This window comes from Streptomyces sp. NPDC107498, from assembly GCF_055582805.1.
The window spans coordinates 91815-104544 of sequence record NZ_JBVJPE010000005.1 but is presented as its reverse complement, the minus strand read 5'-3'; the positions used below and the strand labels follow the sequence as shown (position 1 = coordinate 104544).

Sequence of the window (12730 nt, the reverse complement as noted above, 5' to 3'; positions counted from 1 at the left end):
CGCGTGGGGAGGCGTCGTGGACGACTACGCGGGAAGGGTGCTCGCCGACCGCTACCGCCTGCCGTTGCCGCCGGCGGGCGCCGACGCGTACGACCCGGTGGAGACGCGCGCCTTCGACACGTACAGCGGGCAGGAGGTGCTGGTCCGCCAGGTGCCGCTGCCGGAGTTCGTCGACGCCGAGGTGCTCGACGGGCAGGGCGGTCCCGCCGGTTCCAGCGGCGGCGCGGGCGCGGCCACCCGCCGACCGGCCGAGCCCGTCGTGCGCCGGGCCATCGAGGCCGCCCAGGCCGCCGCGCAGATCCCCGACCACCCCCTGCTCGACCAGGTCTTCGACGTCTTCGCGGAGGCCGGCTCGCTGTGGATAGTGAGCGAGCGCGTGGCGGCCAGACCACTGGCCGCGCTCCTCGCCGAGCGCCCCCTCAACCCGTACCGCGCGGCCGAGATAGGCGCCGACGTCCTCACCGCCCTGCGCGCCCTCCACGCCCACGGCTGGGTGCACCGGAACATCACCGCCCGGACCGTGCTCGTCTGCGACGACGGCCGCGTGGTCCTCAGCGGCCTCGCGGTGGGCGCCGCCGAGGAGGCCCTCTGCGGCTACGCGGCGGTCCCGGAACCGCCGGACGAGTTCGCACCGCCCCCGATGACCGAACCCGGGGAGCACGAGCCGACGGTGCCCGGACAGGTCGCTCACGCGGCTGATCCGTACGCGCCCGAGGCGTACGGGGCGGAGGAGGACGAGTCCGAGGGGTACGGGACGGAGGAGTACGGCTCCGAGGGGTACGGGACCGAGCAGTACGGATCGGAGGAGTACGGATCGGAGGAGTACGGGACCGAGCGGTACGGATCGGAGGAGTACGGCTCCGAGGAGTACGGCTCCGAGGCGTACGGATCGGGCGGGTACGAGGCCGACGAGTACGGCTCCGAGACGTACGAGGTGGAGGTGTACGAGGAGGGCGACGAGGCCGAGGAGGACCACGGGTTCGGCGGCGAGCCGCACCCGGACGACACCGCCCCCGACACTGGCACCGGCACCGCCCTCGCCATCGGTCCCGGCCCGGACGGGCCCGCCGCCCCCGGCTCCTACGGTGTCGACCCCTACGGGCAGGCCACGCCCGCCGCCGCCGAGACGCGACCCGTGGTCGCGCCGCCCACCGCCGATGTGCGGGCCGCGCGCGCCGGGGCCATCGCCGCGTACCGCGCCGGTGCGCGAGCCGCCGCCCGGCTCGGCGAGACCGGGGCGCTTCCGGCCCAGCGCCCCGCACTGCCGGAGCCGCCCGGGCCGCCCCCGCCGCCGACGGCGCAGGCGTCCGGCGCGCCCGAACCGCAGTGGTGGGCGCGGGTGGCCGAGGACGAGGACGACGAGGACGACGGCGACGGCAACGGCGACGAGCCGTACGGCGGCGGTCCGCAGGCCGGTCCGCCGCCGCGCGTGATGCTGACCGGCAGCTGGAGCGACGGGCCGCACGTCGCGCGCGACGCCTCCGGGCCGGTCCCGGCCGGGGGCGGCCCCCTGCTGCCCGGTTCGGGCCGTCCGGCCCTGCCCGCCGGTTACACCGCGGCGACCCCGGACACCACTCCGCTCCCGGTCCCCGCCGGCACCGGGGCCGAAGCGCCGGTCGCGATCCCGGCCCAGGCGCACCGGGGGCCGACCACGCGGCTCGCCGCCGAGCGGGCCCGCCAGACCCGGATCGCGGTCGTCGGTGCCGTGACCGAGCGCTGGGCGCCCGAGCAGGCCGGGCCCGTGCACGAGAACTGGCGCCTCGCCCCGCCGATCGGCCCCGCCACCGACCTGTGGGCGCTCGGCGCGCTCCTCTACCGGGCCGTCCAGGGCCATGCCCCGTACCCCGAGGACAACGCGACCGAGCTGGTCCAGCTGGTCTGTGCCGAGCCGCCGGCCTTCGCCGAGGAGTGCGGGCCCCTGCGGCCGGTCGTGGAGTCACTGCTGCGTCAGGACCCCACCGAGCGGCCGGACTTCGAGGAGCTGCGCGGCTGGCTGCGCTCCCTCGTCCGTTCGGCGCCGGAGCCGGACGCCGGGCTCGGGGTCGTACCGCTGCCGTCCTTCGACGAGGCGCGGTTGCCGATCGTGCGCCGGCGCGGCGAGCTGGTGCGCCGGTGGCGCGGGGGAGCGGGGGCGGGCCGTCACCGTCACAAGCGCGGCAAGGACCCGCGCCCCGCGAGCCGGCACGAGGCCTCGCAGGGACCCGACGCGTACGGCCGGGGGCACAGTCACGAGTACGGCCGTGCGAACGTCCGGCCCGATGACCGCGAGGAGTTCCACGAAGGGCCCCGCGAGGACTTCCGTGAGGAATTCCGCGAGGACTTCCGTGACGAGTTCGACGGAGAGATCCCGCAGCGCGCCCCGCGCACTCCACGGTCTTCCGCGCGCCCCTCGTCCTCCAGGGCCCCGGGTTCCCCGGGGGCCCTGGGCCGTACGCTCCTGATCCTCGTCCTCCTGCTGCTCGTGGGGGCCGTCGCGTACGCCGTCCTGTTCATGCCGGGGAAGGGCGAGGGGTCCGCCGCGCCGACGACGCCCACGACCGCGACGGGCCCGGCGCCCGGTACGACCGCGCCCGCGCAGCCGACCGCCGAACCGACCGGGAGACCGCCGGGGGCGCCGACCACGAGACCGGCCACGAAGCCGGCCACCACCCCGCCTCCGGCGGGCCCTTCGGCTCCCGCGCTCGCCGCCGGGTACGAGCTGCGCCAGGACCCCGAGGGCTTCCGGATCGGGGTCCCGAAGGGGTGGCGCCGCAGCCCGATCAACGACGCCGGTCAAGTGCGCTACACCGGCGGGGACTTCACTCTGGTCGTCGTGCCCGGCCGGGACGGCGTCCGGGACAACGGCGCGGACCCGCTGGAGTACCAGAACGCCAAGGAGCGCGAGCTGGAGCCGTACCGGTCGTCCAGCTGGTCGCAGGTGGTGAGGGCGCGCCGGGTGGACATCGGCCGGACGCCGACGGCGGAGGGCGACTACACCTGGCTGGACAGCACGGGGCGCGAGGTGTTCGTGCGCAACCTCGCCCTGATCGACGGCGGTCGGTACCACGTCGTCCAGGTCATCGGACCGGAGAGCGAGCGCGACAAGGTGTCCGAGGTCTACGAGCAGGCCACGAAGGCGTTCCGCCCGGGACGTTGAGGGCACCGGCACGCCGGGCACCGGGGCGGTGAGGGCGCCGGGACGTCGGGCACCGGGACGGTTGCCACCGTCCCCCGGTCACAGTGCTGTTCCTATGACCGCCCCGAGGTTCCGTCGCCCGCACCCCCCTCCGTAACCTGGCATCAGAAGGAACGGGCGGGGGCAAGTGGAACATTCTCAGAGCACAGGGTCGGGGCTGCTGCTCGCCGGTCGCTACCGGCTGGGCGAGTCCATCGGGCGCGGCGGCATGGGCAAGGTCTGGCGCGCGCACGACGAGGTGTTGCACCGCGTGGTGGCGGTGAAGGAGCTGACGGCGGGTCGTTTCGTGGCCGAGGCCGACCGGCTCGTGCTGCACGCCCGCACGCAGAAGGAGGCGCGGGCCGCCGCACGGATCACGCACCCCGGTGTGGTGACCGTCCACGACGTCCTGGAGCACGACAACCGGCCGTGGATCGTGATGCAGTACGTCGACGGGCCCTCGCTCGCCGACGCCGCCAAGGAGGCCGGCACGATCGAGCCCCGCGAGGCGGCCAGGATCGGGCTGCACGTCGTCGGCGCGCTGCGCGCCGCGCACGCGGCCGGTGTGCTGCACCGGGACGTCAAGCCGGGCAACGTGCTGCTCGCGCGGGACGGGCGCGTCCTCATCACCGACTTCGGGATCGCGGCGATCGAGGGGGACTCGACGATCACGCGGACCGGCGAGATCGTCGGTTCCATCGACTACCTGGCGCCCGAGCGGGTGCAGGGCGGCGACCCGGGTCCCGCCTCCGACCTCTGGTCCCTCGGCGCCACGCTGTACACGGCGGTGGAGGGCACCTCGCCGTTCCGCCGCACCTCCCCGATCAGCACCATGCAGGCCGTGGTGACCGAGGAGCCGCCGCGTCCGGAGAAGGCGGGGCCGCTGGCCTCCGTCATCGTGGCCCTGCTGCGCAAGGACCCGGCGCAGCGGCCGCGCGCGGACGAGGCCGAGCGGATGCTGCTCGACGCGATGGAGGGGCGCACGCCGACGGCGGCGCAGGCGTACGTGCCGACCCAGCGCGTGGCCCGGGAGGACCTGGGCTTGGAGGCGGACGCGAGCGGCCCGGCCGGCGACGCGCGTAGCGCGGACGGCACGGGAACCGGCACCGGCACCGGCACGGGCCCGGGCACCGGCACCGGCACGGGCACCGGTACGGAGGGCCTGACGCCCGGCGGGCCGCGGAAGGTCACCGCGCAGTGGCCCCACGCCCCTCAGCAGCCCTATCCGCCCCACCCGTCCCATCCCTCCCCCGCACCCCCACAGCACCCCACGCTCGCCCCGGCCTCCGCCCCCGGTCGTGGTCGCTGGCGTTCCGCCGTGCTCGCGGCGCTGCTCGCCGGCGTCGTCGCGGGCGGTGCCGTCTTCGCGGCCATGAACCACGCGGGCGGCGACCACGGCGGCGGACGGACGACGGCGGCGACCCCCGTCACCAAGAAGGACGCGGGCGACGACGTCCCGGCCGGCTGGCACCGGGTCAAGGACCCGGAGGGCTTCAGCCTCCTCGTACCGGACGGCTGGAAGCGGCAGACGGAGGGCGACCAGATCGACTACACCCCGGACAACGGCCGCCACCGCATCCGCATCAGCATCGACCGCAGCCCCGACTTCGAGAACCCGTACATGCACGCCCTCGACCTGGAGGTCCTCCTCCAGAAGCGCATGGACTACCAGCGGGTCAAGCTCGACCAGGTCACCTACCGCGACCAGGTCCGCTCCTGTCTGTGGGAGTTCACCTGGACCGAGAAGAAGAACTTCCCCGGGCCGCGGCACGCGATCGACCAGATGTACTACGAGGACGACGGCACCGAGTACGCCCTCTACATGTCCTCGCCGGAGTCGAGCTGGGAGACCACCCGGGAGCAGTTCGACATCGTCGTCCAGCACTGGCGGGCGCCGGGGGACTGAGGGGGCGGAAAAATCTCCACTGGTGGCCTCCGCCAGCGGTAAGCCCCTGATCAGGACTTATGTGCCAGTGATCGCTGGCGTGATGTGTGCGGGCGGTGAAAACGCGTTACCGACGGGTACCCAAAGGTCGGAACGCGGCCTACGCTCGGCCCCATGACGGACTCGCAGGCCCCCGCCGCCCCCACGGTTCCCGCCGACACCGCCGCCGAGGCGGCCCGCCCGGCCGCGCCCGCCGGCGCGACCAACCCGGTCGCGCCCGCGCCCGCCGGCGTGCGGACCGCCGCCGACGTCGTGACGCCCGAGCTGGTCGCCCGGCTCACGCGCGGAGTCGTCGGCTCCGGCCGGACCGCCAACCACACCCCCTTCACCGGGGAGAAGCTGGCCGACCTGCCCGAGTCCACCCCCGAGGACGTCGCCGAGGCCTTCACGTGCGCGCGTGCCGCCCAGACCGCCTGGGCCGCCACCCCGGTCCGGGCCCGCGCCGCCGTCCTCCTGCGCTTCCACGACCTCGTCCTCCAGCGGCAGGCCGAGGTCCTCGACCTCATCCAGCTGGAGACCGGCAAGGCCCGTCTGCACGCCCACGAGGAGGTGCAGGCGGTCGCCGTCGCCGCCCGCCACTACGGCCGCAAGGCCGCCTCGTACCTGCGCGCCAAGCGCCACACCGGCGTCGTGCCGACCCTCACCAAGGTCACCGAACTGCGCCAGCCGCGCGGGGTCGTCGGCCAGATCGCCCCCTGGAACTACCCCCTGGAGCTCTCCGTCGGCGACGCCCTCCCCGCCTTCGTCTCGGGCAACGCCGTCGTCATGAAGCCCGACACGGAGACCGCGCTCACCGCGCTCTGGGCCCGTGACCTGCTCATCGAGGCCGGACTGCCCGCCGAGGTCTTCCAGGTCGTCCTCGGCGAGGGCCCGGTCGTCGGCCCCGAGGTCGTCGCCCACGCCGACTACGTCTCCTTCACCGGCTCCACCCGCACCGGCCGCGAGGTCGCCCGGGGCGCCGCCGCCCGCCTCGTCGGCGTCTCGCTCGAACTCGGCGGCAAGAACGCGATGCTCGTCCTCGAGGACGCCGACGTCGAGAAGGCCGCCGCCGGAGCCGTCCGCGCCTGCTTCTCCTCCGCCGGACAGCTCTGCATCTCCATCGAGCGGCTGTACGTGCACGAGTCGATCGCCGACGCCTTCCTCGACCGCTTCGCCACCCGCACCCGGGCCATGCGCCTGGGCAGCTCCCTCGCGTACGGGGCGGACATGGGCTCCCTGGTCGGCGAGCGGCAGCTGGAGACCGTCACGAAGCACGTGGAGGAGGCCGTCGCGAAGGGCGCCACGCTCGTCGCCGGCGGCGTCGCCCGCCCCGACGTCGGCCCCCTCTTCTACGAGCCGACCATCCTCGACGGCGTCGAGGCCCCGATGGCCGTCTGCGGCGAGGAGACCTTCGGCCCGGTCGTCTCCGTCTACCGCTTCACGGACGAGGACGAGGTCGTCGAGCTCGCCAACGCCACCCCGTACGGCCTCAACTCCTCCGTCTGGACGAAGGACTCGCGCCGCGGCCACGCCGTCGCGGCCCGGCTGCGCACCGGCACCGTCAACATCAACGAGGGGTACGCCCCGGCCTACGGCAGCGTGCAGTCCCCGATGGGCGGCATGAAGGACTCCGGGCTCGGCCGCCGGCACGGCTCCGAGGGCATCCTCAAGTACACCGAGGCGCAGACCGTCGCCCAGCAGCGGCTGATCCCGCTCGCGCCCTCCTTCGGGATGGACGACGAGAAGTACGCCGCGTTCATGAGCGTGTCCCTGAAGGCGATGAAGGCCCTGCGCCTGCGCTGACGCCGCCCCGTCCCTTTCCACACCTTTCCGTACGAGGAGAGCCATGGCCGCGGTACCCCCTACCCAAAATCAGGAGCTCGCGGACGACACCGCGTACGACTACGACGTCCTGGTCGTCGGCTCCGGCTTCGGCGGCTCGGTCACCGCCCTCCGCCTCACCGAGAAGGGCTACCGGGTCGGCGTCCTGGAGGCCGGGCGCCGCTTCACCCGCGCCACCCTGCCCAAGAACTCCTGGGACCTGAAGAACTTCCTGTGGGCCCCCGCCCTCGGCCTCTACGGCCTCCAGCGCATCCACCTGCTCGGCAACGTCATGGTGCTCGCGGGCGCCGGCGTCGGCGGCGGCTCCCTCAACTACGCCAACACCCTCTACGTACCGCCCAAGCCCTTCTTCGACGACCCGCAGTGGAAGGACATCACGGACTGGCAGGACGAGCTGCGGCCGTACTACGACCAGGCGAAACGGATGCTCGGAGTCCGCCTCAACCCGACGATGACCCCCTCCGACGTGCACCTGAAGTCCGCCGCCCAGGCCATGGGCATCGGCGACACCTTCCACATGGCGCCGGTCGGCGTCTTCTTCGGGGACGGCGACGACGCCGACGGCACGTCGACGGCGAAGCCGGGCGGGGAGGTCCCCGACCCCTACTTCGGCGGCGCGGGCCCGGCCCGGCGCGCCTGCACCGAGTGCGGCGAGTGCATGACCGGCTGCCGCCACGGCGCCAAGAACACCCTCAACGAGAACTACCTGTACCTCGCCGAGAAGGCGGGCGCCACCGTCCACCCCATGACCACGGTCGTCACCGTCACCGAGGACTCACGGGGCGGCTTCGCGGTGAAGACCCTGCCCACCGACAACCGGAAGAAGGGCAGGGGGCGCACCTTCACCGCCCGCCGCGTGGTGATCGCCGCCGGCACGTACGGCACGCAGACCCTGCTGCACCGGATGAAGGACAGCGGACTGCTGCCCCGGATCCCGGACCGGCTCGGCGAGCTCACCCGCACCAACTCCGAGGGCCTCGTCGGGGCCCAGACCACCGACCGCCGTTACCGCAAGCGGCACGGCAAGGAGAAGGCCGACTTCACCAGGGGCGTCGCCATCACCTCGTCCGTCCACCCGGACGAGAACACCCACATCGAGCCGGTCCGGTACGGCAAGGGCTCCAACTCGATGGGCAGCCTGACCGTCCTCCAGGTGCCCTACGGCGCCCACCGGGTGCGCGCCTGGTTCCTCAACCTGCTCAGGCACCCGGCGCTGGCCGTCCGCTCGCTCTCCAACCGGCACTGGTCCGAGCGGACCATCATCGGTCTGGTCATGCAGTCCCTCGACAACTCCCTCACGACCTACCGCAAGCCCGGCGGCCTCGGAAAGGGCCTGCTCACGGCCCGCCAGGGGCACGGCGCCCCGAACCCGGTCCAGATCCCCGAGGCCACCCGGGCCGCCACCCTCCTCGCCGAGGAGATCAACGGCTTCGCCGGCTCCAACGTCGGCGAACTGATGGGCACCCCGCTCACCGCGCACTTCCTGGGCGGCTGCCCGATCGGCGCCGACGGCGCGACCGGCGTCATCGACCCGTACCACCGGCTCTTCGGCTACCCGGGGATCTCCGTCGTCGACGGCGCGGCCGTCTCCGCCAACCTCGGCGTCAACCCGTCCCTGACGATCACGGCCCAGGCGGAGCGCGCCATGTCCTTCTGGCCGAACAAGGGCGAGGAGGACCCGCGCCCGCGGCAGGGCGAGGCGTACGTGCGGATCTCGGCGGTCGAGCCGAAGTCCCCCGCCGTCCCGTCCGAGGCCTTCGGCGCCCTGCGGCTGCCGTTCCTGGGGATCCCGGCGGTTCCGCCGAAGAAGGACTGAGCGTCGCCGACGCACAGAAAGGGCGCTGCACCCCCCTCCGAGTGCAGCGCCCTTCCGGCTTTGGTGTTGCTGCATAGATGACCTCCGGACCCCGCCCTTGGTTGTAGCGGTTGCCCGGGATCTTTGTGTGACGCGCGTCACGTCCTGTCGCGGACTGTGCCGCCGGAGGTGAAGAGCGGGCGCAAGGGCGGAGGTGGAGGCCGGGCGCAAGGGGGAGGTGGAGGCCGGGCGTGAGGGCGGAGGCGGAGGCCGGGCGTGAGGGCGGAGGTGGAGGCCGGGCGTGAGGAAGGGCCCCGCGCCCGCGATTCCGGTCGCGGCGCGGGGCCCTCGGGTCGGCACCGGTGTCAGGGCAGCGGCGGTGCCGAGCGGGGCGGCGCCGGGGGGTTGCGCCGCGGGGGAGGGGATCGGAGAGGGCGGGGTCGGGATCAGGGGGACGGGGAGGATCGGGAGATCGGCCGGTTGCGGCCGGTCCCGGGCGTCCCCGGGACCGACCGCCCTTTCTGGGTGACCGGGCTGCTGTCCCCTGCTGTCCGGTCACACGCGCTGGTGCGAGGTCCCACGACGTACCCGAGAGGTACGCCACACGCCCCAGCGAAGCCACGCGTGGTTTCTTTCGGGCCCGCCCCTGGCTGGCACGGACAACCGGACCAACGAAGCCCGGCCGGAGCCGGTCACGCGCCGTACGGGTGAGAGCCGTACCGAACTCCGGTACGGGCACGCACCCGGACGCGCTCCGGACGCCGCGTCCCTCAGACGCGGCCCCGGCAGAGCTCCAGCACCGTCATCGCCAGCGCCGTGCCCGGCTTGCCCAGCGCGTCCCGGTAGTGGCCGAGGACCTCCATCTCGCGGGCCAGGTTCACCCGGCGGCCGCCCGAGGAGATCCGGGCCTCCTGGATGACGGTCGAGACGGCCGTCCGTTCCTGGATGAGGCCGATGATCCGGTCGTCGAGGGAGTCGATGCGCTCGCGGGCGTCACCGATCAGCGTCGCCGCCTCGTCGGTGCGGGCGCCGGTCTGCTCGGTGATGGTCTTCGCGGTGGCGGTGGTCGTCATGGGGGCTCCTCGTGGTGTCGGGTCCGGGAGCCCCGGGGCGACATCGCCCGGAGACAAGCAGAACGCCCCGGGCCTTGTCGGCCCGGGGCGCCTGGGAAGTCGCTTGTCAGTGGCTCAAGCAGCACGACCATGGCAGCCGGTGGGCCGGTTGCCATAGGTAAAGACGAAGGTCGAGTGCTTGTGCATGGCGACAGTATGGACCCCTCCGCACACCCCGTCACAACCCGGGTTCGGATGGTGAGACGAAAAGGAGTCACCGGCGCGCCGGTAGAATCGACAAATAGCCCCCCTTTCGAGGGAACCCCGGGGAGCCTCCGGGGGACCTCCGAGGGAACCTCTCCTACCGCCGGAAGGCCGCCGTAGTGTCATCAGCGACTCCCGCTGCCGCGCCCGACGTCTCCAACCCGGACGTAGTCCTCGTTGTCGACTTCGGCGCCCAGTACGCCCAGCTCATCGCCCGTCGCGTCCGTGAGGCGCGGGTCTACAGCGAGATCGTCCCGTCCACCATGCCGGTGGCCGAGATGCTGGCCAAGAAGCCGAAGGCGATCATCCTCTCCGGCGGCCCGTCCTCCGTGTACGCCGAGGGCGCCCCCCGCCTCGACCGCGCCCTCTTCGAGGCGGGCGTCCCCGTCTTCGGCATGTGCTACGGCTTCCAGCTGATGGCGACGACCCTCGGTGGCACCGTCGACAACACCGGCGCCCGCGAGTACGGCCGGACCCCGCTGCACGTCTCCAAGGCCGGCTCCACCCTCTTCGAGGGCACCCCGGTCGAGCAGTCCGTGTGGATGTCGCACGGCGACGCCTGCTCCGCCGCCCCCGAGGGCTTCGCCGTCACCGCCTCCACGGACGTCGTGCCGGTCGCCGCCTTCGAGAACGACGAGAAGAAGCTGTACGGCGTCCAGTACCACCCCGAGGTGCTGCACTCCACGCACGGCCAGCAGATCCTCGAGCACTTCCTCTACCGCGGCGCCGGCATCGAGCCCAGCTGGACCACGGGCAACGTGATCGAGGAGCAGGTCGCGGCCATCCGCGCCCAGGTCGGCACCAAGCGCGCCATCTGCGGCCTCTCCGGCGGCGTCGACTCCGCCGTGGCCGCCGCGCTCGTGCAGAAGGCCATCGGCTCGCAGCTCACCTGCGTCTACGTCGACCACGGCCTCATGCGCAAGAACGAGACCGAGCAGGTCGAGAAGGACTTCGTGGCCGCCACCGGCGTCCAGCTGAAGGTCGTCGACGCGCAGGAGCGCTTCCTCACCGCCCTCGCCGGCGTCTCCGACCCGGAGACCAAGCGCAAGATCATCGGCCGTGAGTTCATCCGCGTCTTCGAGCAGGCGCAGGCCGAGATCGTCGCCGAGGGCGCCGCCGACGGCGAGGAGGTCGCCTTCCTCGTCCAGGGCACGCTCTACCCGGACATCGTCGAGTCCGGCGGCGGCACGGGCACGGCCAACATCAAGTCCCACCACAACGTGGGCGGCCTCCCCGAGGACCTGGAGTTCGAGCTCGTCGAGCCGCTGCGCCAGCTCTTCAAGGACGAGGTCCGCATGGTCGGCCAGGAGCTCGGCCTGCCCGAGGAGATCGTCCAGCGCCAGCCGTTCCCCGGCCCCGGCCTCGGCATCCGCATCGTCGGCGAGGTCACCAAGGAGCGCCTGGACCTGCTGCGCGAGGCCGACGCCATCGCCCGCGAGGAGCTCACCGCGGCCGGCCTCGACCGCGAGATCTGGCAGTGCCCGGTCGTCCTCCTCGCCGACGTCCGCTCCGTGGGCGTCCAGGGCGACGGCCGCACCTACGGCCACCCGATCGTGCTGCGCCCCGTCTCCTCCGAGGACGCCATGACGGCCGACTGGTCGCGCCTGCCCTACGAGGTGCTCGCCAAGATCTCGACCCGCATCACCAACGAGGTCGCCGACGTGAACCGTGTCGTCCTCGACGTCACGAGCAAGCCGCCGGGCACCATCGAGTGGGAGTGACCCCTCCCGCACGCGCACGAGGCCGCCGTCCCGCACCCCGGGACGGCGGCCTCGCCGCTTCCCGCCCACGGCTTCCCGACTCACCGCTTCCCGGTCGGGAGGTCCGTCCGGGCTCTGGTGACTTGACCGGCCGGGCGTTACCTTCCGGCGCATGAGCGTGATACCGGACCCCGTCCCCGTCGAACGGCTCCACTTCGCCCTGCCGCCCGTCCACGCGACGGCCGAGGAGGAACGCACCCACCGCAAGCAGCGGCTCGCCGGCGCGCTCCGGCTCTTCGGACGGCTCGGGTACGAGGAGGGCGTCTCGGGCCACATCACCGCCCGCGACCCGGAACACCCCGACTGCTTCTGGGTGAACCCCTTCGGAGCCCCCTTCGAGGAGCTCACCGCGAGCGACCTCATCCTCGTCAACGGCGACGGACAGGTCCTCCGGGGCGGCCACCACGTCAACCAGGCCGCCTTCACCGTCCACGCCCAGGTCCACCGCGCCCGGCCCGACGCCGTCGCCGTCGCCCACACCCACTCCGTCCACGGCCGGGCCCTCGCCGCGCTCGGCGAACTCCTCGACCCGATCACCCAGGAGGCCTGCGCCTTCTACCAGGACCACGCCCTCTACGACGCCTACACCGGCGTCACCGTGGACGCCGAGGAAGGCCGCCGGATCGCCGTCGCCCTCGGCACCTTCAAGGCGATCGTGCTCCGCAACCACGGGCTGCTCACCGTCGGCACCTCCGTCGACGCGGCCGCCTGGTGGTTCATCGCCCTCGAACGCTGCGCCCGGGTGCAGCTCGCCGCACGAGCGGCCGGCAAGCCGGTGCTCATCGACCACCGCGAGGCGGTCGCCACCCGGGAACAGCTCGGCAGCGACCTCGTCGCCTGGATCAACTACCAGCCCCTGTGGCGCAGGATCAGTCGAACGGACCCCGAACTCCTGTCGTAACACCATCGCTTCACCCTTCTGTACGTCAATGGGATGAC

General features: G+C 73.3%; 7 protein-coding genes. 6 read left to right on the top strand and 1 reads right to left on the bottom strand.

The genetic code is table 11. From position 1 onward, the window contains the following. The first annotated feature begins 16 nt into the window (after positions 1-16). The 4 genes from ACZ66Z_RS10830 (at position 17) to ACZ66Z_RS10815 (ending at position 8736) form a co-directional block, all read left to right on the top strand. A complete protein-coding gene (locus ACZ66Z_RS10830) occupies positions 17-3136 on the top strand; it encodes a protein kinase (protein ID WP_469933652.1) in 3120 nt (1039 codons plus the stop codon). Between the two features lie 166 nt (positions 3137-3302). Further along, complete coding sequence (locus ACZ66Z_RS10825) at positions 3303-5060, top strand: serine/threonine-protein kinase (protein ID WP_469933651.1); 1758 nt, start codon at positions 3303-3305, stop codon at positions 5058-5060. A gap of 153 nt (positions 5061-5213) precedes the next feature. Next, entirely contained in the window at positions 5214-6881 is a 1668-nt protein-coding gene (locus tag ACZ66Z_RS10820) for a succinic semialdehyde dehydrogenase (protein ID WP_469933650.1), read from the top strand. Positions 6882-6924: 43 nt separating this feature from the next. Further along, positions 6925-8736, top strand: coding sequence for a GMC oxidoreductase (locus ACZ66Z_RS10815; protein ID WP_469933649.1), 1812 nt, complete (start codon positions 6925-6927; stop codon positions 8734-8736). Positions 8737-9485: 749 nt separating this feature from the next. Here the strand turns inward: ACZ66Z_RS10815 and ACZ66Z_RS10810 are convergent. After that, positions 9486-9788, bottom strand: coding sequence for a chorismate mutase (locus ACZ66Z_RS10810; protein WP_469933648.1), 303 nt, complete (start codon positions 9786-9788; stop codon positions 9486-9488). Between the two features lie 362 nt (positions 9789-10150). Here ACZ66Z_RS10810 and guaA point away from each other — a divergent pair, with 362 nt between their 5' ends. Both guaA and ACZ66Z_RS10800 read left to right on the top strand, forming a co-directional pair. Further along, a complete protein-coding gene (gene guaA, locus ACZ66Z_RS10805; protein ID WP_469933647.1) occupies positions 10151-11752 on the top strand; it encodes a glutamine-hydrolyzing GMP synthase in 1602 nt (533 codons plus the stop codon). Positions 11753-11903: 151 nt separating this feature from the next. Continuing rightward, complete coding sequence (locus ACZ66Z_RS10800; protein ID WP_469933646.1) at positions 11904-12692, top strand: class II aldolase/adducin family protein; 789 nt, start codon at positions 11904-11906, stop codon at positions 12690-12692. Positions 12693-12730: the final 38 nt, after the last annotated feature.

Bases quoted from the DNA above. Each gene is read 5' to 3' on its own strand.
- ACZ66Z_RS10820 (WP_469933650.1), top strand. From the start codon at position 5,214: ATGACGGACTCGCAGGCCCCCGCCGCCCCCACGGTTCCCGCCGACACC.
- ACZ66Z_RS10815 (WP_469933649.1), top strand. From the start codon at position 6,925: ATGGCCGCGGTACCCCCTACCCAAAATCAGGAGCTCGCGGACGACACC.
- ACZ66Z_RS10810 (WP_469933648.1), bottom strand. From the start codon at position 9,788: ATGACGACCACCGCCACCGCGAAGACCATCACCGAGCAGACCGGCGCC.
- ACZ66Z_RS10800 (WP_469933646.1), top strand. From the start codon at position 11,904: ATGAGCGTGATACCGGACCCCGTCCCCGTCGAACGGCTCCACTTCGCC.